19 protein-coding genes are annotated in these 20,017 nt (G+C 60.1%); 4 read left to right on the top strand and 15 right to left on the bottom strand.

The genetic code is table 11. The annotated features are described in order from the left end of the window. Positions 1-332: 332 nt before the first annotated feature. The 11 genes from ACR1XY_RS10445 to trpS form a co-directional block, all read right to left on the bottom strand. Positions 333-1,343, bottom strand: coding sequence for an ABC transporter permease (locus tag ACR1XY_RS10445; protein WP_480592877.1), 1,011 nt, complete (start codon positions 1,341-1,343; stop codon positions 333-335). Next, positions 1,343-2,437, bottom strand: coding sequence for an ABC transporter permease (locus tag ACR1XY_RS10450; RefSeq protein ID WP_480592879.1), 1,095 nt, complete (start codon positions 2,435-2,437; stop codon positions 1,343-1,345). The genes ACR1XY_RS10445 and ACR1XY_RS10450 overlap by 1 nt, the downstream gene beginning before the upstream one ends. Before the next feature lies 1 nt (position 2,438). After that, a complete protein-coding gene (locus tag ACR1XY_RS10455) occupies positions 2,439-3,968 on the bottom strand; it encodes an ABC transporter ATP-binding protein (RefSeq protein WP_480592881.1) in 1,530 nt (509 codons plus the stop codon). A gap of 85 nt (positions 3,969-4,053) precedes the next feature. Further along, a complete protein-coding gene (locus ACR1XY_RS10460) occupies positions 4,054-5,052 on the bottom strand; it encodes a BMP family lipoprotein (protein WP_480592883.1) in 999 nt (332 codons plus the stop codon). Between the two features lie 159 nt (positions 5,053-5,211). After that, positions 5,212-5,625, bottom strand: a complete 414-nt coding sequence (locus ACR1XY_RS10465; RefSeq protein WP_480592885.1) for a GNAT family N-acetyltransferase — start codon at positions 5,623-5,625, stop codon at positions 5,212-5,214. Further along, positions 5,622-6,206, bottom strand: a complete 585-nt coding sequence (tsaB, locus tag ACR1XY_RS10470) for a tRNA (adenosine(37)-N6)-threonylcarbamoyltransferase complex dimerization subunit type 1 TsaB (protein WP_480592887.1) — start codon at positions 6,204-6,206, stop codon at positions 5,622-5,624. The genes ACR1XY_RS10465 and tsaB overlap by 4 nt, the downstream gene beginning before the upstream one ends. Then, positions 6,196-6,759 (bottom strand): NifU family protein, encoded by a 564-nt coding sequence (locus tag ACR1XY_RS10475; RefSeq protein ID WP_480592889.1) that lies wholly within the window; start codon positions 6,757-6,759, stop codon positions 6,196-6,198. The genes tsaB and ACR1XY_RS10475 overlap by 11 nt, the downstream gene beginning before the upstream one ends. A 69-nt stretch (positions 6,760-6,828) precedes the next feature. Continuing rightward, a complete protein-coding gene (locus ACR1XY_RS10480) occupies positions 6,829-7,422 on the bottom strand; it encodes a DsbA family protein (RefSeq protein ID WP_480592892.1) in 594 nt (197 codons plus the stop codon). Positions 7,423-7,431: 9 nt separating this feature from the next. Then, complete coding sequence (locus ACR1XY_RS10485) at positions 7,432-7,887, bottom strand: universal stress protein (RefSeq protein WP_480592894.1); 456 nt, start codon at positions 7,885-7,887, stop codon at positions 7,432-7,434. Positions 7,888-7,948: 61 nt separating this feature from the next. Further along, complete coding sequence (locus ACR1XY_RS10490; RefSeq protein ID WP_480592896.1) at positions 7,949-8,812, bottom strand: branched-chain amino acid aminotransferase; 864 nt, start codon at positions 8,810-8,812, stop codon at positions 7,949-7,951. A 59-nt stretch (positions 8,813-8,871) separates the two neighbouring features. Beyond that, positions 8,872-9,900, bottom strand: coding sequence for a tryptophan--tRNA ligase (gene trpS / locus ACR1XY_RS10495; protein ID WP_480592898.1), 1,029 nt, complete (start codon positions 9,898-9,900; stop codon positions 8,872-8,874). Positions 9,901-9,986: 86 nt separating this feature from the next. Between trpS and ACR1XY_RS10500 the strand changes: the two genes are divergently transcribed. After that, complete coding sequence (locus tag ACR1XY_RS10500; protein ID WP_480592900.1) at positions 9,987-10,673, top strand: rhomboid family intramembrane serine protease; 687 nt, start codon at positions 9,987-9,989, stop codon at positions 10,671-10,673. Here ACR1XY_RS10500 and murJ read toward each other — a convergent pair whose 3' ends face one another. The 3 genes from murJ to ACR1XY_RS10515 are packed head-to-tail and all read right to left on the bottom strand — an operon-like array spanning position 10,674 to position 16,163. Next, a complete protein-coding gene (murJ, locus tag ACR1XY_RS10505; protein ID WP_480592902.1) occupies positions 10,674-12,215 on the bottom strand; it encodes a murein biosynthesis integral membrane protein MurJ in 1,542 nt (513 codons plus the stop codon). Beyond that, entirely contained in the window at positions 12,212-15,031 is a 2,820-nt protein-coding gene (locus ACR1XY_RS10510) for a [protein-PII] uridylyltransferase (RefSeq protein ID WP_480592904.1), read from the bottom strand. The genes murJ and ACR1XY_RS10510 overlap by 4 nt, the downstream gene beginning before the upstream one ends. Further along, complete coding sequence (locus ACR1XY_RS10515; RefSeq protein ID WP_480592906.1) at positions 14,991-16,163, bottom strand: penicillin-binding protein activator; 1,173 nt, start codon at positions 16,161-16,163, stop codon at positions 14,991-14,993. Before ACR1XY_RS10515 ends, ACR1XY_RS10510 begins: the two co-directional genes overlap by 41 nt. Before the next feature lie 88 nt (positions 16,164-16,251). Between ACR1XY_RS10515 and rsmI the strand changes: the two genes are divergently transcribed. The 3 genes from rsmI to gshB all read left to right on the top strand — a co-directional run bounded on the left by rsmI (position 16,252) and on the right by gshB (position 18,476). Continuing rightward, complete coding sequence (gene rsmI / locus ACR1XY_RS10520; RefSeq protein WP_480592908.1) at positions 16,252-17,109, top strand: 16S rRNA (cytidine(1402)-2'-O)-methyltransferase; 858 nt, start codon at positions 16,252-16,254, stop codon at positions 17,107-17,109. Between the two features lies 1 nt (position 17,110). Beyond that, entirely contained in the window at positions 17,111-17,482 is a 372-nt protein-coding gene (locus tag ACR1XY_RS10525; RefSeq protein WP_480592910.1) for a YraN family protein, read from the top strand. Between the two features lie 61 nt (positions 17,483-17,543). Beyond that, positions 17,544-18,476 (top strand): glutathione synthase, encoded by a 933-nt coding sequence (gshB, locus tag ACR1XY_RS10530; RefSeq protein ID WP_480592912.1) that lies wholly within the window; start codon positions 17,544-17,546, stop codon positions 18,474-18,476. Here the strand turns inward: gshB and ACR1XY_RS10535 are convergent. Further along, positions 18,473-19,987 (bottom strand): YifB family Mg chelatase-like AAA ATPase, encoded by a 1,515-nt coding sequence (locus ACR1XY_RS10535; protein ID WP_480592914.1) that lies wholly within the window; start codon positions 19,985-19,987, stop codon positions 18,473-18,475. The two genes, gshB and ACR1XY_RS10535, sit on opposite strands and share 4 nt — an antisense overlap. Between the last annotated feature and the right edge of the window lie 30 nt (positions 19,988-20,017).

A 20,017-nucleotide genomic window follows, 5' to 3' on the forward strand; every position in this document is an offset into this window, starting at 1 on the left:
GATGAGGTCGGCCGTGCCGCATTGGGTGACTCGGACAGTCTCAAACCATTTGGGTGAGGCGTTTATGCGGCGCGTCGGGGACAAACCCCACTGCCACATGGCGAATATCGAACGTCTGGGCAGGCACCCGGTACTCCGATTTGGCTGAAGAATGCGAACAAGCCCGAATAGCGGGCGTTCTTGTGTTTCCGGCACCCTGATATGGGAAAGTCCGATCTCGGCTATAACAGGAAACACACTCATACCCTTTTAAAGCGGTTGCCGCATGCAAAATCAACTCTGCATGCGGCACTGCGGCGAACTGGACCGACAGGAGTTCGGAACTGGACCTGTCAGCGCTCTTTCACATAAGGCTCGCCCCCGGCGCGCGGCGGAACGGCCTTGCCGACGAACCCGGCCAGAATGACCACGGTCAGGATATAGGGCAGAGCGTCCATGACCTGCACCGGAATGACCACCCCGCCCAGATCGATGTTCTGGAACCGCAGCGCGATCGCCTGCAGCAGACCGAACAGAAGACAGGCCCCCATCGCGTGCCATGGTCGCCATTTCGCGAAGATCAGCGCGGCCAGAGCTATGAACCCACGTCCAGCGGTCATTTCTTTGACAAACCCGGCCTGCAGGGCTGTGGCAAGATAGGCCCCAGCAATCCCGCACAACACGCCGCAGATGGCGACGGCAGCAAAACGCAGGCCGACGACCGAGACACCGGCGGTATCCACGGCCGCCGGGTTTTCGCCCACCGCGCGAAGACGCAGCCCGAACCGGGTCCGGTACAGAATCCACCACGTCAGCGGCACCATAAGAAACGCCACATAGACCAAGATGGAATGGCCGGATAACAACTCGGAGTACACCATGTGAACTGAATTGGCGTCAGACATCAGTTCAGAGACCGGTTGCCCAGTCAGTTCAGCATCTTCGGGACCGATTGCATAAGGGAACTCTGCGGATTCGAATCGAGCTCCGCCGAAGAGAGAAGGCGTACGCCCGCCCTGCTTGAACCAACTTTGTGCGATCAACACGGTAAGGCCAGATGCAAGGAAGTTGATCGCTACACCCGAAATCAACTGATTGCCCCTGAAGGTGATCGAAGCCAGCCCATGCAATCCGGACAGAACCAGTGAGGATGCGATGCCTGCCAGCAGGCCCAGCCAGACCGACCCAGTTACAGCGGCAATTGCTGCCGAGAAGAAAGCCGACATCAGCATCTTGCCTTCAAGACCGATGTCGAAAATGCCCGCACGTTCGGAATACAACCCGGCCAGACAGGCAAGCAGTAGCGGCGTGGCCAGGCGGATCGTTGAATCGAGAACCTGGATGAGTGTAACGAAGAACTCCATCACTTTGCCTCCTTCCGAAGGCTCAGGAACAGCTTTTCAAGCGGCATCCTGACCATGTTGTCCAACGCTCCGGTGAACAGGATCACCAGCGCCTGAATGACCACGATCAGCTCACGCGGGATCGACGTCCACAAGGCCAGCTCGGCGCCACCTTGGTACAAGAACCCGAACAGAAGCGCGGCCAGGAACACGCCGAAGGGATGTGACCGCCCCATCAGCGCCACGGCGATGCCGATAAAACCTGCGCCTTCGGTGGAGTTCAGAACCAGTCGTTCCGCCTCGCCCATGACGTTGTTGATTGCCATCAAACCGGCCAGCGCGCCCGAGATCAGCATCGCCACAATGGTGATGCGAACGGGTGAAATGCCTGCATAGACGGCTCCGGTTTCGGAATGGCCGTAAGCACGGATTTCATAGCCCAGTCGCGTGCGCCAGATCAGCGCCCAGACAACGATACAGGCCAGAATAGCTACGAAGAAAGAGATATTTGCAGGGGCACCGCGGAAGACAATGTTTTCAGCGGTCGAGAACATCGACTGGAAAGTCGGCAGATGCACGGCTTCGGGAAACCGTGCCGTCGCGGGGTCTTGCGAGCCCTGCGGGCGCATCACGTTGACCAGCATGTAGTTCAGGAAGGCGGCGGCGATGAAGTTGAACATGATCGTGGTGATCACGATATGACTGCCGCGCTTGGCTTGCAGATAGGCTGGGATCGCGGCCCAAGCTGCACCGAACAGGGCCGCAGCAAGCCCGGCGCCCAGCAAGGCAATGCTCCAATGCGGCCACGGGATGTACAAGCAGGCCATGGCAACACCAAGCCCGCCCAGCATCGCCTGACCTTCGCCACCGATATTGAACAACCGGGCGTGGAAAGCCACGGCCACCGCCAGCCCCGTGAACATGAAGTTGGTCGCGTAATAGAGCGTATAGCCCCAGCCATATGTTGACCCCAACGCGCCGGTGACCATCAGGTTCACCGCCTCGACCGGGTTTTCGCCGATGGCGAGGATAACCAGCGCTGAAAGGATCGTGGCCAGTATCAGGCTGATCAGGGGGATCAGGACGACATCGGCCCATTTGGGCATTTTTTCCATGTTACGCCGCCTCTCCCGCAACTCCGGCCATCAACAGGCCCAGTTCTTTTTCATTCGTCTCATGAGGCAGACGCTCGCCCATGATATGTCCGTCAAACATCACCGCGATCCGGTCGGACAGCGAGAAGATCTCCTCAAGCTCGACCGAGACCAGCAGGATCGCCTTGCCCTGATCGCGCAGGGCGACGATCTGTTTGTGAATGAACTCGATCGCGCCGATATCCACGCCGCGGGTGGGCTGGCCGACCAGCAACAGGTCGGGGTTCCGCTCAATCTCGCGCGCGACGACAATTTTCTGCTGGTTCCCGCCCGAGAAACTTTTGGCGGTCAGCCAGCCATTGGGCGGGCGCACGTCGAATTTCTCGATCTTGGCTTCGGTATCAGCACGCAGGGCGGCATTGTCCATGAAGACGCCGCGTTTGTAAGCCGGGTCGCGGTGATAGCCGAAAGCCACGTTCTCCCACGCGTGGAAATCCATGATCAGGCCTTCGCGCTGGCGGTCCTCGGGGACGTGTGCGATGTGTTGCGCGCGCCGGGCCTGCCCATCAGATCCATGTCCGGTAAGGGCCAGCGGCGCACCGTTCAGCTTGATCGAGCCCTGGCCGGGGCGCATTCCGCCCAGAACTTCGAGCAGTTCGGATTGACCGTTCCCCGCGACACCGGCAATGCCGACAATTTCCCCGGCCCGCACGGTCAGATCGATGCCCTTGACCCGCTCGACACTTGCTGAATCGAAGACGCGCAGATTTTCGACTTCCAGAATGGGTTTGCCCGGTTTTGCAGGTACCTTGTCGACCTGCAGCAGGACCTTGCGGCCCACCATCAACTCGGCCAGTTCTTCGGGGCTGGTCTCAGCGGTTTTTACCGTTGCGGTCATCTGGCCGCGCCGCATGACCGAAACAGTGTCGGTGTTTTCCATGATCTCACGCAGTTTATGCGTGATCACGATGATCGTTTTACCTTCTGCCCGCAGCCGGTCGAGGATGCGGAACAGCTGATCCGCCTCGGCCGGGGTCAGCACGCCGGTGGGTTCGTCGAGGATCAGTATCTCGGCCTTGCGGTACAACGCCTTCAGGATCTCGACCCGCTGCTGCATCCCCACGCCGATCTCGTCGATGCGTTTGTCGGGGTCGACGAACAGCTCGTATTCTTCTTCCAGTTCTTTCAGCTCTTTGCGGGCCTTGGCCAGAGACGGGGCCAACAACCCACCGTCTTCGGCGCCCAGAACGATGTTCTCCAGAACGGTAAAATTCTCGACCAGTTTGAAGTGCTGGAATACCATCCCGATGCCCGCGGCAATCGCCGCCTGACTGTCAGGGATGTCGGTCTTGGTGCCGTTGATCCAGATCTCACCTTTGTCGGCTTTGTAGAAGCCGTAGAGAATGCTCATCAGCGTGGATTTGCCCGCACCGTTTTCACCGATGATCCCGTGGATCGTGCCGGGGGCGACGCTGATGGAAATGTCTTTGTTGGCCTGAACCGGCCCAAAGGCTTTGGAAATCCCTTTGAGCTCAATGGCGGGGACGGTCATGTCTTGTCCTCAGATTGCCGAAGGGCCGCGCGGGCCGCGCAGCAGAGTGGATGCGAGGCGGAGGTCACCCCCGCCCCGCCCGATATCAAAACTGCAGTGCCGGGCAGCTATCGTTCTCGTAATAGCTGACAACACTCACGTTACCGTCGATGATGTCCTGACGGGCTTTTTCAACGGCTGCTTTCATCTCATCCGAAACCAGCGCGGCGTTGTTGTCGTCTATCGCTACGCCAACACCTTCTTCGGCCAGACCCATGGCAAACACGCCGGTTTCCAGATCATCACCTGCATTCATCGCGTCGTAAACGGCGACGTCAACGCGTTTCAGCATCGAGGTCAGAACCTTGCCCGGGTGCAGGTGGTTCTGGTTGCTGTCCACGCCGATCGACAGGATGCCTTCGTCGGCTGCGGTTTGCAGAACACCAACGCCCGTGCCGCCAGCGGCAGCATAGACTACGTCAGCACCTTGGCTGATCTGCGCTTTGGTCAACTCGGACCCTTTCACCGGGTCATTCCATGCGGCCGGAGTGGTGCCGGTCATGTTTGCAACCACGTTGATATCCGGGTTCACAGCCTTGGCACCTTGCGCATAGCCGCAGCCGAAATGGCGGATCAGCGGGACATCCATACCGCCGATGAAACCGATTGTGCCGGATTCCGAGGCCATGGCGGCCATCATGCCAACAAGATAAGAGCCTTCATGCTCGGCAAAGCCAACCTGACGCAGGTTCGGTGCGTCCAACCAGTTCACGTCGACCACGACAAATTTCGTGTCGGGATAGTCGCCGACAACCGTGCTGAGCGGATCGGCCATTGCGAAACCCATGGTGATGATCGGGCTCAGACCGGCTTCGGCAAAGCGGCGCAGGGCCTGCTCGCGCTGGGCTTCGGACTGCAGTTCGATCTCACGGTAGGTGCCGCCGGTTTCTTCGGCCCAACGTGACGCACCGTTATGCGCGGCCTCGTTGAACGACTTGTCGAATTTACCGCCAAGGTCAAAGATCAGGGCCGGTTCGGCCAAAGCCGCGCCAGCAGTCAACGCGACGGCGGCGGCAGCGCCCATCAAGGATTTCATCAGGGTCATTTCATACTCCCGTTTGTTATTGTCGGTTGGGGCCAAGATAGTCCCGTTTACCCACTGTGAGCGAGCATAACTGTTGTGATGGCGGGAATTAAGGGCGTTTGCAACCGGTCCGGTCAACTGATTTTTGACCGGATGGTCGAAAAAAAGCAGCCTCGGGCTTCAAACAAGGTTGCATTCCATGACGATCGCGTCGATTTTTCCTGTTTTTTCGCGCAGATAATAGCCCTTGCGCAGTCCACAGGGCGTGTATCCGCACCGCTTGTACAAGGCGATAGCAGGGTCGTTGTCTGCCGCAACGTCCAGAAAGGCGCGGGTTGCGCCCAGATTTCGGGCCGTCGCGTGCCATGCCTGCATGGACTTCAATGCCAGACCCTGCCGTTGATGGCTGGGATGGGTGGCAATCGTCAGTAATTCTGCTTCATCCGCGATGACCTGGAACAAAGCAAAAGATTCAGCATTACCAACAGTATGGGTAAACCGGTTATCCAACAGATCGGCGAATTCCCGATCCGTCCAGGGGCGCGATTGGGTAAAGGCCGCGGCGTGGGTATGGGCCAGGTCCTGCGGGGTCATCCGTCCAGCAAAACCGGGGGCGTGTCTTTCGACGGGGCCGCATCCGCAGGCCGTACGTAAAGCGGGGCTGGGGGCGTCGTAACGCGCTGCCAGTTTCGTGCCGCCAGCTGGGCGATAGCCCGCACCTGCGCGTCCGCGTCGTCGTTCAGGATCAGGGCCCCGAGTGATTCTGCGTGATCCTGCGCCATCAGGGCCGGGTCTTGCCCGGGCAGCGCGACATAGACCTGTTCGCGCGGGGCGCGGATTGCGGGCAGCCCGTCTCCGACCTCAGTTAGTGCATCGAAGCCCGAAACGCCCACGGCCGGGATGCCAAGCCCCAGCGCCAACCCCCGTGCGGCAGAGACCGAGATACGGATGCCGGTGAAATTCCCCGGCCCAATCCCAACACCGATGGCCGTCAGGTCGCGCCACGAGCAGCCCGCTTCGGCCAGAACTTCCTCCAGCAGGGGCATCAACCGCTCGGCCTGACCGCGTGACATGGATTCGGTGCGTGACACGAGGATGCTGTCACCCCGCAACAAAGCGGCCGCGCAATGCGCGGCCGATGTGTCAAACGCCAGAATCAGCGGATCAGACGGCAACGGGGCGCACCTCGGTCACCTCTGGGATATAGTGGCGCAGCAGGTTCTCGATCCCCATTTTCAATGTCAGGGTCGAGGAAGGGCAGCCTGCGCAAGCACCCTGCATGTGCAGGTAGACCACGCCCCGGTCGAACCCGTGGAAGGTGATGTCCCCACCATCCTGAGCCACCGCCGGGCGTACGCGACTGTCCAGCAGGTCTTTGATCTGATTGACGATCTCTGCGTCCTCACCGGTGTGTTCGGCGTGGCCCGAAGCGGCCTGTGCGTCCGAGCCCAGAACCGGCTGACCGGATTGGAAATGCTCCATCACGGCGCCCAGAATGGCGGGTTTGATGTGATCCCACTGAACGTCGTCAGATTTAGTCACGGTTACGAAGTCATTGCCCAAGAATACGCCGGTCACACCACTGACTGCGAAAATGCGCTTGGCCAGGGGCGATCTCTCCCCGGCCTCCGCCGTGGGAAAGTCTGCGGTTCCGGCCTCCAGAACGATCTGGCCCGGCAGAAATTTCAGCGTTGCAGGGTTCGGCGTGGATTCGGTCTGGATGAACATGTCACGGCTCCGTTTCAGTTGTGACTGATATGCGGGCCCGCGCCGGGGAAGTCAAGATTTGGAACCATTCTAAATTTCAGTGGCTAGTTGCATGGCCTCATCCAGCCGGTCATCGCCCCAGAACAGCTCATCCCCCACCAGAAAACTGGGGGCTCCGAAAATCCCGTTGGTCTGAGCCGTTTTCGTTTGTTCAATCAAGGCAGCCTTGATGTCCGGGTCGTGACAGCGGGTCAGCGTTTCCGCAGGCAGGCTGGCCTGTGACAGGCAATCAACCAGCACATCGTCGTCCGAGATGTTCAGGCCATCGACAAATTCCGCAGCATAAACGGCACGAACAAACGCGGCCCTTTGGGGTTGGGCGTCGATCGACAACACAAGCCGCGCGGCCTTAAGGCCATTCTGCGGAAATGGATCAGGCCGTGTGAACCGTAGGCCGCGCCGAGCCGACAACCGTTCCATATCACGCCACATATAGCGCCCTTTGGCCGGGTAAATGTTGAACGGGGAATTGTCCCAGCCTTGCGCTGCAAAAATAGGGCCGAGCAGGAACGGGTGCCATTCGACCGAGATCCCGTGCTGGGCCGCCAAATCCTCGATCCGAACCGCGCTCAGATAGGAATAGGTCGAGGCGAATTCGAACCAGAACTGGATGTTGCGGGGCATGAGCGGGCCTTAGGTGATTTCTTCCAACTTTTCCTTGCTCAGATCGCCGGGAACAATAGTGATAGGGATCGGCAGACTGCCTGAGTTTTTGGTCAGCTGCGTCACCAGCGGGCCAGGGCCTTTCTTTTCGACACCCGCGCCCAGAACAAGCACCCCGATCTCGGGGTCTGACTGGACGTGTTCGATGATCTGCGCAACCGGGTCACCTTCGCGGATCGCCAGTTCCGGATCCACGCCCTGCTTGTCGCGCATCCACTTGGCGAACACCTCGTAATGGGCGTGAATACGCTCGCGCGCTTCTTCGCGCATGACTTCGGCCACGCCGATCCAGTGGTTGAATTCATCCGGCGGGATGACCGACAGGATCGTCACACCGCCGCCGGTATGGGCCGCACGCATGGCGGCAAAGCGCATAGCGTTCAGGCATTCGCGGCTGTCATCCAGAACGACCAGAAATTTGCGCATGGAGTGTCCTCATTCATTTCGGCCGATCATGCCCGACCAGATGCGTGCTGGCAACCAGAGCCTAGCGCGTGCTTGCTGCCCAGTCCCAATACATCTCTCGCGCGCGGCGGGCTATGGGGCCGACCTGATACTGCGTGTCTTCAATCGCAGTGACCGGAGTGATCTTGCTCATGTTTCCTGTCATGAAAACCTCATCTGCCTTGTGGAAATCATCAAAGCTGAGAATGGCTTCGTGCACGATTACGCCGTCGGCGCGCAGGTTTGCGATATGGCGGGCGCGGGTGATCCCGGCCAGAAAGGTACCGTTGGGGGTGGGGGTGAACACTTCACCATCCCTGACCATGAAGATATTGGCGGTTGCGGTCTCGGCCACATGGCCCAAAGCGTCGGCAACCAGCGCGTTGGAAAACCCTTTGGAGCGTACGTCTTGCAGCATCCGCGCGTTATTTGGGTAAAGGCACCCGGCCTTGGCGTTCACGACCGAGGATTCCAGCACCGGACGGCGGAACCGCGTGTACCCCAGCGTGGCCGCGGCGGTTTCGGGGGCCATTGGAATCTCTTCCAGACAGATTGCAAAGCCGGTGCTGTTTTCCAGCGGAACGATGGCGGTCGCGTCGCCGTCGATGCCCCAATACATCGGGCGGATGTAAACGGCGGATTCCGGGCCGAAAGCTTCCAGCCCCTCGCGGACGATCTCGACCATTTGTTCGGTCGTCACCGAGGGCGTCAGCATCAGCGCCTCGGCGGATCGGTTCACGCGGTCGCAATGCGCCTCAAGGTCCGGGGCCATGCCTTCGAAGTAACGCGCGCCGTCAAAGACCGACGATCCCAGCCATGAGCCATGATCTGCAGCCCGCATGATCGGGGCGTTCCCGTCATGCCACTGACCTTCGAAATAGGTGCGGATGTTCTTGCCGACTGCCATTACGCCCTCCCAAGCTTTGCGGCAAACCTAGGAAGGCGCTGAGGTAACGTCCAGAGCAATCAGCGCTGTTTTGCGCCGACCATGCCCACGATTTCGTAGGTCTGCTGCAGGATCGGGGCTGCAATCGCCCGCGCCTTTTCTGCACCTTTGGCCAGAATCTGGTCGATCTCAGCCTCTTCGCCCATCAGGCGGGCCATTTCGGTCGAGATCGGCGCCAGTTTCGAGACCGCCAGGTCGGCCAGCATCGGCTTGAACTCGCCGAACTGTTTGCCACCCACCTCGGCCAGAACCTGTTCGGCTGTCTGGTCGCTGAGCGCGGCAAAGATGTTCACCAGATTGCGTGCCTCGGGACGTTCCGACAGGCCGTCGAGTTCCGAGGGGAGGGCGTCCGGGTCGGTCTTGGCCTTGCGGATTTTCTTGGCGATGGCGTCAGCATCGTCGGTCATGTTGATGCGGGTCATGTCGGACGGATCCGAGGATGACATCTTGCGGGTGCCGTCGCGCAGGTTCATCACCCGCGGCGCCGGGCCACCGATCACCGGCTCGGTCACTGGGAAGAAATCGACACCATAGTCATGGTTGAACTTGATCGCGATGTCGCGGGTCAACTCCAGATGCTGTTTCTGGTCCTCACCGACCGGCACATGCGTTGCGCGATAGGTCAGAATGTCCGCCGCCATCAGAGCCGGATAGGCAAACAGTCCAAGCGACGCGTTCTGCGCGTTCTTGCCCGCCTTGTCCTTGAACTGCGTCATTCGCTGCATCCAGCCCATGCGGGCGACGCAGTTGAAAATCCAGGCCAGTTGCGTGTGCTCGGCCACCTGGCTTTGGTTGAACAGGATTGATTTTTCGGGGTCCAGGCCGGCAGCGATGAAGCCCGCACAGACCTCGCGCGTCTTTTCACGCAAACGGGCCGGGTCTTGCCAGACAGTGATCGCGTGCAGGTCGACCATGCAATAGATGGTCTCGAACTCAGGCCCCTGCATATCCACGAACCGCTTCAGCGCACCCAGATAGTTGCCTAGGTGCAGGTTTCCCGATGGCTGGATGCCGGAAAACACGCGCGGCGTGAACTTGGTTTCGGTCATCGAAGGGAACTCCCGTCTGGAAAAATAAGCCTCCGTCGCTTACCCATGAGGCCAAGGGACGTCAACCGCCGCGAAAGGCCAGCCCAATGAGCAGTGAGAATTTTACACCCGCCGTGAACCCCCTGCCGCCCGTGGTGGTGGCGTTGGTGCTGTTCATTATGGGAGTGGAACTGGCCTTTACCCTGGGTTCTCGCGGCTTGATCGGAGGGCCGTCGGCTGTGGGATGGCGTCTGGATGCGTTGCAGAGCTATTCGTTTTCGCCCGATATCTTCGACTGGATGGTTGAGAACGGGCGCTGGCCGTTCGAACATGTTGTTCGTTTCGTAACCTACCCGTTCGTTTCGGGCAGCTTCACTCAGGCTGTCTTTGTCTGTGTCTTTCTGCTGGCAATGGGCAAGATGGTGGCCGAGGTCTTTGGTGGGTTCCAAATGCTGGTGGTATTTGTGTTGTCTGGTGTCGGCGGAGCGCTGGCCTATGCGCTGCTGCTGGACCCTAGCTATCCTTTGGTCGGAGGATTCCCGCCGGTTTACGGTTTGATCGGCGCGTTCACATGGTTGCTGTGGCGCAAGCTGTCACTGGTCGGGGAAAACCAACACCGGGCCTTTGGCCTGATCGCGGCATTGATGGGTATCCAACTGGTGTTTGGTCTGCTCTTCGGTGGCACCTCGCATTGGGTGGCTGATCTGGGCGGGTTTGCTACAGGCTTTGGACTTTCTTTCTTTCTGGCCCCGGGCGGTTGGGCGCGGATCGTTCGGCGCATTCGCCGCGACTGATCACGACCGGCGCAGAGCCTTTTTGAACTCGGATACTTCAAAGGCGCCGAACAGGTGGCCGAGGAAGAAATAGGAAGCGGCTGCAACTTTGATCAGGACAATCAACGCCAGATACCGCCATCCGGGCAGGTCGAAGGTCCAGCCGAACAGGTGGATGGCGGCGTAAAGCACAACGCCCATCCCCAATGACGCTGCCACGATGCGCCATGCCCGGTGTTTGAACCGGTCATCGAACCGCGCCTCTTCGCCCATGCGTCGTGCGCCGAGGATCAGTAGACCGACCATGGCCCAACCCGCAGCCGAGGCCGCAATCGCGGGTGCGATCCAGCCGACCAGCGGATAAAGACCGAAGGCGAGACCGGCATTCACGATCATTGCGAAGATGGCATAGTGGAACGGACTCCGCGTATCCTCGCGCGCGAAAAAAAGAGGTTGCAGCAGCTTTTGCAGCATGAAGGCGGGCAGTCCGATGCCATAGACGGCCACCGCCAGCGCTGTGGCCGTTGTGTCCTCGGCGCTGAACTGACCGCGCTCGAACAGGACCGAGACGATTGGGTTGGGCAGAACAACAAAGGCCACGGTCGAGGGGATGGTCAGTAGCAGGGTGAATTCGCCAGCACGGGAAAAGGCGTTGCGTGCGCCGTCCTTGTCTCCTGCCCGCAGGCGCCGCGACAGATCGGGCAGCAGGACGATACCGACGGCAATGCCCACGACGCCCAGAGGCAATTGATACAGCCGGTCCGCCGCAAACAGCCAGCTAACCGCCTTTTCAGTTTTCGAGGCCACAAGCTGCCCCACCACCAGATTGACCTGCGTGACGCCCATGGCGAGCGCTGCGGGGACGGCAATTCGAACCATACGGCGCATTTCGGGGCTGAGTTTAGGCAAGCCCGGACGAATGCGAATGCCCGCTCGTTCGGTGGCGATCCAGACCAGCGCCAGTTGCGCGATGCCGGCCAGCGGGATGACGGAGGTCAGCCATCGTATCACCTCGCCGCCCATCGCCGCTGAGGTGATAAGGGCTGCACAGGCAAAGATGTTCAGCAGAACTGGCGCGGCGGCGGCGGCGGCAAAGCGTCCGGTGGCATTCAGAACACCGGAAAACAGCGCTGCCAGCGACATGAACAGGATATAGGGGAAAACCACATACCCGTAGTCCACCGCCAGATCGAACCGTTCATCCCCGTGGAATCCCTCGGCAGTGATCCAGACCAAAGCGGGCATGAACACCATCGCCAGCCCGACCAGAGCCAGAACGGACACAGCCAGCAGGTTGAACGCGTCCTGCGCAAATCCTTCGGCGTTTTCATCCCCCTCCAGCCGTTTTGAAAACATCGGCACAAAGGCCGCGTTGAACGCGCCCTCGGCAAAGAAACGGCGGAACATGTTGGGCAGGCGGAAGGCGGCGACAAAGGCATCCATCACCGGACCCGGCCCGATAAAGGCGGTCAGCAGGATTTCCCGCAGGAACCCCAGAACCCGGCTGGCCAGCGTCCAGAAACCGACCGTAAACAGGCCTGAAAACAGCCGAATCTGTTTCATGAGGCCGCGCGCTCGGCGCCTTCGGTGATGGCTTTGCGCAGCTTGCCCTCAAGCGTGCGCTGCTTGCTTTCCGAATGGTATTTCAGCCCAAACATGTCCTTGACGTAAAACGTGTCCACTACCTGCTCGCCATAGGTCGCGATCACCGCATTGGCGATATAGACATTGGCGTCAGCCAGCGTGCGCGTCAGGTCGTACAGCAGGCCGGGACGGTCGCGGGTGTCGACCTCGATAATGGTGTAAATCTCGGACCCGTCATTGTCGAAGGTGACATGGGTCGGCACGTTGAATGCGCGCTCGCGTTTCTTGATCTTGTCGCGCGATTTCAGCGCGTCGCGGGCAACAACCTCGCCTTTCAGCGTCTTGTGGATCATCTGGGTCAGGCGCGGCAGGCGGCTGGCTTCGAACGGATGGCCCTCGGCATCCTGAATCCAGAACGCATCGGTTACGTAGCCGTCCTTGGTGGTATAGCTGCGGGCGTCCACAACATTCGCCCCGACCAGCGCCAGAGCCCCAGCGATCCGCGCAAAGATTCCAGGATGGTCACCCATCGCGAAACAGGCGCGGGTAGCGTCGCGGTCTTCGTCGGGATGCAGACGAATTTCCATCTCACCGGGGTTGCCGCTGTGTTCCAGTGACCGCAGCATCTCGGCAAATTCTACATGAGTCGACAGGTTCAGACCCTGCCAATACGGCGGATAATGCCGCCCGGTCTCTGCCTTGAGGTCGGCTTTGGACCATTCAACCAGTTCAGCGCGCAGGGCCTTCTTGGCTTCGGTGCCGCGATTGGCGCGGTTGAGGTCTTCCATCCCGGTTTCCAGCGCGCGCTTGGTTTCGGCGTGCAGGGCGCGCAGCAGGGTGGCCTTCCAGTTGTTCCATGTATTCGGTCCGACGCCGCGAATATCGCAGACCGTCAATACCGTCAGCAGGTCCAACCGCTTGACCGTCTTCACCGCCTTGGCGAAATCGCGCACCGTGCGCGGGTCCGAGATGTCGCGTTTCTGCGCCATGTCCGACATCAGCAGGTGATAACGCACCAGCCATTCTACGGTTTCCGAATCCGCCTTGTTCAAACCCAGCCGGGGCGCAACCTTGCGGGCGATCTGCGCGCCAAGGATCGAGTGATCCTCAGGTCGTCCTTTGGCGATATCATGTAGTAGCAAAGCGACATACAGAACCTTGCGATTGACCCCGCCCTTCAGGATCGACGAAGCCAGAGGCAGGGATTCCACCAACTCTCCGCGTTCGATTTGGTTCAGGTTGACGATGCACTGGATCGTATGTTCATCGACTGTATAGCTGTGATACATATTGAACTGCATCATCGCCACGATGTGCTCGAACTCAGGCAGGAAGGCCGACAGGACGCCCAGTTCGTTCATCCGCCGCAAGGCGCGTTCGGGGTTGCCGTGTTTTAGCATCAGATCAAGGAAGATACGCCGCGCTTCCTTGTTTTCGCGCATCTCTTCGTCGATCAGGTTCAGGTTGGCGCTGACCAAACGCATCGCATCCGGGTGGATCAACATGCCCGTCCGCAGGCCCTCTTCGAACAGGCGCAGCAGATTCAACTTGTCAGCCAGAAACGTCTCGGGATCGGCTACGTCCAGACGACCATGCACGACGGTATAGCCCGCCTTCACACGGGGACGGCGGCGAAAGATACGCTCCAGCAACGGCGCGCTCTTCACATGGGTCGCTTCCAGCTTGGTCAGGAAGATGCGCGTCAGCTCACCCACCCGCGTGGCTTCGCGGAAATAGCGCTGCATGAAGACTTCGACGCCGCGGCGTCCGGCGCGATCCTCGTACCCCATGCGGGCGGCAACCTCGACCTGCATGTCAAAGGTCAACTGCTCCGTTGCGCGACCGGTGACCAGATGCAAGTGAGAGCGCACCGCCCAGAGGAAATCTTCGGCCTTTACGAAAGTTTCAAACTCATCCGGTGTGAACAGGCCCAAGGGCACCAGTTCGGCCACATCCTGAACACCATAAATGTATTTCGCGATCCAATAGAGGGATTGAAGATCGCGCAGCCCTCCCTTGCCCTCTTTGACATTGGGCTCAACCACGTAACGCTGGCCCTGTTTCAGATGGCGCTCGTCGCGTTCCTGCAGCTTGGCTTCGATGAATTGTCGCTCGCTGCCCTTGAACAGGTCGGACTTCAGACGGGTTTCCAGTTCAACCCCAAGTTCCTTTTCCCCGGCCAGATAACGCTGTTCCAGCATGGCAGTACGGATGGTGAAATCCTCCGCGCCCAACCGCAGGCAATCTTTGATAGTGCGCGAGGAATGCCCGACCTTTAGTCGCAGATCCCAAAGGATATAGAGCATGGATTCAATCACGCTCTCGGCCCAGGCGGTGATCTTGTAGGGGGTCAGAAACAGCAGGTCGACATCGGACGATGGTGCCATCTCTCCGCGCCCGTAACCACCGACCGCCATCACGGCGATCTTTTCCCCCTGCGTCGGCGTGGCCAGCGGATGCAGGTCCTCGCTTGCAACCTTCATGGCGGTGCAGACGAGGCCGTCGGTCAGATAGGTATAGGAATGGGTCAGCCGCCGCGCATCAAAGGGGCGTTTGGCAAAGGCATCAGCAATGGCCTGGCGCCCGGCTTTCTGAGCGTCACGCAGAATACGCACGGTCTCATTCCTGCGGGCGGCATTGTCCGAGGTCTTCTCGAAGGCTTCCGACAGCTGCGCCATGACGGCGGCGCTGTCGAATATTTCATCGGCGGGGCAAATCAGCTCACCCTTGGTGGGCAGCGTCAGGCCCGGTCGATCAGAAACCGGCGCCTGTGAAGCTTTGTGGGGCAGGGTCAATCACTACTACCTGTTTATTCTGGATCGTGGCGACAGCCAGACCGCGTTCATTCGTACCGTTCGGGCGCAGGCGGAAGATGCCGCCAACGCCCTGGAAACCGGCGTTCTGTGTCAATGCCGACGCGGTCAGTGCGTTGGATTTACCCTGGCTGACCAGCGCAGCAATGGCCGCGATGCCGTCATAGGCCAGACCGCTGATCGGGTGAGGGGCTTCGCCGTAAGTGTTGTTGTACCGCTGGCGAAACGCCTGCGCCTTGGACGGGTCAGGCAATGCGAACCAACCGCCTTGTACGCCGGGCAAGTCCAGTGTCTGCGGAGGGATATCCCAGCGTGTCAGGCCGATAAACTGTGTATTTGCCTGGGAAACACCCGCTTCGGGCAGCAATTGAGTGAAAAGCGGCAGAGCGCCAGCTGTCGTTGCTGTCAGAAATAGGGAATCAGCGCCCGACGCGTCCACTGTGGCTTTGACATTTGGCACCGCGCTGATGACACCCTGCTGTGACCGGTCGTAGCCGACCGAACCGGCATTGTTTACGCGGCTGCTGCCGAGAGCATTGGCAATGGCGCTTTGGCCCAGCTGGCCTGCAGCATCGTTGCTGTGGACGATGACCATATTGTTCTTTCCCTGCGACCCGGCAAAGCTGACCAGCCGATTGGCCGTGTTGTCAAAGGTTGGACCAAGGACGAACACGTTGCCGCCGGCAATGCTTGTGTTGTTTGAGAAGGACAGCACATTGACGTTATTGTTCAGCACCGCCAGGCCAGCGGAATTCGCCGCCTGCGCATAGACCGGCCCCAGAATGATCTTGGCTCCGTCGGCGACCGCGCGCTGCGCAACCTCTGCGGCTGTGTTCGAGCTGCCACGGGTGTCATAGACACGCAGATCGATTTTGACGTTCTGCAGGTCGGCCATCGCCAGACGGGCTGCGTTTTCAAGGCTGCGCGCCAGTGCTGCGTCGCCAGACTGACCCGATCCGGCGGGTACCAGCAGGGCGACAGGGACAGGTTCGGATGTGTTGATCGATGGTCCGCCGCCAATGGTGCTGACGTCACAGGCGGCCAGAAAGGCGGCAGTTGCCAGAACGGCGGCGGTGCGCGCCAGCTTGCGAACGGGCTTGCAAACGGTAAACATCTGAATGAAAACTCCCTGTCCCGGCGGCTTGGGGTGCCACCTATCTATTACGCCGCGATAATAAACGTCACGCTGTGAGGGTCCAGCTTTGAATTTCCAAAAAGTCAGATTGGGCGCCGGCCTGTATTTTGTTGCCACTCCAATCGGTACGGCACGCGATATCACGCTCAGAGCGCTGGATGTGCTGGCCTCGGCCGATATGATCGCGGCTGAGGATACCCGCAGCCTGCGCCGGTTGATGGAAATTCACGGTGTTCCCTTGGATGGACGGCGCATTCTGGCCTATCACGACCACAGCGGCGCGGGCGCTCGCGGAAAAATCTTAAACGCGCTGAGCGAAGGAAAATCAGTCGCATACGCGTCCGAGGCCGGAATGCCGCTGATCGCCGACCCAGGATATGATCTGGGGCGGCAGGCGGCCGAGGCCGGTCATGTGGTGACCTGTGCGCCGGGGCCGTCGGCAGCTTTGATGGCTCTGACTTTGGCAGGTTTGCCGACGGATGCGTTCTTTTTTGCTGGGTTTCTGCCCAACGCCTCTGGTGCCCGCCGATCGCGTATCGAGGCGCTGCGCGACGTGCCCGGAACGCTGGTGTTCTACGAGTCGCCGAAACGCGTCGCGGCCTGTCTTTCAGATCTGGCCGAGGTATTGGGGGAAAACCGCCCCGCCGCGATGTGCCGCGAACTGACCAAGAAGTTCGAAGAGGTTCGGCGCGGGTCTTTGGGTGAATTGGCGGCAGACCTGCAAGGGCAAACGATCAAAGGTGAGATCGTCCTGCTTGTGGATCGCGGACATTCGGAAACTGTTAACGATTCCGACGTAGAAGAGGCTCTGAAACGGGCTCTGGAGACCCATTCGGTTCGGGACGCGGCGGATCTGGTGTCTGAAATGTACAAGCTGCCGCGGCGTCCGATTTACCAGAAGGCCCTGAAACTGGGAAAGGGATGACATGACCGCGCGATCCGTTCGAAGTTCGGTTTCCTATCACGCCGGACAGGCGGCAGAGCAGCAGGTTGCATCCGACTATGAGCGGCGCGGGTTTTCAATCGCGTATCGTCGTTGGCGAAGCGCTGGGGGTGAGATCGACCTGATCGCCCGCAACGCAGAGGGCGTCGTTTTCATCGAAGTCAAGAAAAGCAGCAGTTTTGAGAAGGCCGCAACCAGGATCAACCGCCGCCAGATGGACCGGATTTACGCCTCGGCCGCTCAGTTTCTGGAAACTGAACCGCGCGGGCAACTGACCAATGCCCGGTTCGACGCCGCGTTGGTGGACGCCTCGGGGGCTGTTCAAATCATCGAAAACGCCTTTGGTCAGGCCTGATCCCCATTGAACCCATGGCCCCGCTGGGCCATGTATCGGGCGTAAAATTGAGGGACACGCCATGAAAATCGCCTTTCAGATGGACCCGATCGGGGCCGTGGATATCAATGCAGACAGCTCATTCCGTCTGGCCGAAGAAGCACAGGCGCGCGGGCACACGCTGTTTTTCTACGGGCCCGACCAGCTGGCCTATCAGCAAGGGCGGATCACCGCGCGCGGTCATGACATGACCGTTCAGCGCGTGGCAGGTAACCCGGCTGAGCTCGGTCCGGAACGTGAGGTTGATCTGGCAGATTTCGACGTGATCTGGCTGCGTCAGGACCCGCCGTTCGACATGCACTACATCACGTCGACCCACCTGCTGGATCGCCTGAAAGGTCAGGCGCTGGTGATCAATGATCCGTTCTGGGTGCGTAACTACCCCGAAAAACTGCTGGTTTTGGATTTTCCCGACCTGACACCGCCGACCACGATTGCGCGCGACCTTCAGACCATCAAGGCGTTCAAGGAAAAGCATGGCGATGTCATCCTCAAGCCGCTTTATGGCAATGGCGGTGCGGGCGTGTTCCGGCTGGATGCGAATGACCGCAATCTGACCTCGCTGCACGAATTGTTCACCGGGTTCTCGCGCGAGCCGCTGATTGTTCAGAAATTTCTGCCTGATGTCAGCAATGGCGACAAACGGGTGATCCTGGTTGATGGAGAGCCTGTCGGTGCGATCAACCGTGTGCCAGCCAAGGGTGAAACACGCTCGAACATGCATGTCGGCGGCAGGCCGGAAAAGATCGGCCTGTCTGAACGGGATCTTGAGATTTGCGCCGCGATTGGACCTCTGCTGAAAGAAAAAGGGCAGGTCTTTGTCGGGATTGACGTGATCGGCGACTACCTGACCGAGATCAACGTGACCTCTCCGACAGGTATTCAGGAGCTTGAGCGGTTTGACGGCGTGAACATCGCCGAAAAGATCTGGCAGGCGATCGAGGCCAAGCTTTAAGACGCGACCTTGGCACTGATGCGAAAGCTCAGCGCCTCGGCGACGTGGGGGCGACGAACATTCGTTTCGCCATCCAGATCGGCAATCGTGCGCGCCACGCGCAGGATGCGGTGAAATGCGCGGGCGGATAGGCAGAACCGTTCGGCCGCTTTCAGCAATAGTTCTTTGCCTTCGGCATCAGGGGAGGCGATTTCCTCCAGCACGTTACCCTCTACATCTGCGTTCTGGCGGGTTCCCGCTGTCTCGCGGAACCGCTCCGCCTGAATGGCACGCGCGGCATCGACCCGTGCGGCAACGATGGCCGAGCTGTCGCCAGATGGTGGCAGGTCGAGATCGGTGAACCCCACCGGAGGCACCTCGATCCGCAGATCGAACCGGTCCATCAACGGGCCGGAAATCCGCCCCAGATAATCTTCGCCACACACAGGCGCGCGCGAACAGGCGCGGGCCGGGTCGGTCAGGTATCCGCACTTGCACGGGTTGGCGGCAGCCACCAACATGAACCGGCAAGGATATTTCACATGAGCATTGGCGCGGGCGACCATGACCTCGCCTGTTTCAATCGGTTGTCGAAGGGTTTCCAGGACGGTGCGCGGGAACTCGGGGAATTCGTCCATGAACAGAACGCCATTATGAGCGAGTGAGATTTCCCCCGGTTTCGCCCCTTTGCCGCCCCCGACGACAGCGGCCATCGAGGCTGTGTGGTGCGGCTCGCGAAACGGGCGGGTGCGGCTGATGCCGCCTTCATCCAACAACCCGCACAGGGATTGGATCATTGAGGTTTCCAATGCTTCGGTCGGGGTTAGTGGTGGCAGGATACCAGGCAAACGCGCGGCTAACATGGATTTACCCGACCCAGGCGTACCGATCATTATCAGGTGGTGGCGCCCGGCGGCAGCGATCTCTAACGCGCGTTTGGCCCGTTCCTGTCCTTTCACATCGCGCAGATCGCGGGGGCTGGGCGCAAGGTTTACTTCTCCGGGTTGGGCGGCTGGCAAAGGTGACTGGCCCGAGAAATGGCGCACCACATCTCCCAATGAACCGGCACCGATCACTTGCGTGGCATCTACCCACGCGGCCTCAGCGCTGGACGCGCGTGGGCACAGCAACGTGCGATCCTCGGCGGCGGCGGTCATGGCGGCGGGCAGGGCGCCTACGACAGGCACCAGCGAGCCGTCCAGAGATAACTCACCCAAAGAAACCGCGCCTTCGGCGGCATCGGGCGGTATGATCTCCAGTGCGGACAGCAAGGCCACGGCAATGGGCAGGTCGAAGTGACTGCCCTCTTTCGGCAGGTCGGCAGGGGACAGGTTGATGGTGATCCGTTTCGACGGCAGCGCGATGGCCATTGAGCTTAGCGCGCTGCGGATACGGTCGCGGGCCTCGGACACGGCCTTATCTGGCAGGCCGACGATGGAAAAGGCGGGCAGCCCAGGTGAGACGGCGCATTGCACCTCGACCGGGCGGGCATCGACCCCTTGGAAAGCGACGGTATGAGAGCGAGCGACCATGAACGACCTTTTTGGTTAACAAGTCGTTGC

The sequence above is a fragment of the Ruegeria sp. AD11(2025) genome (genome assembly GCF_056542405.1).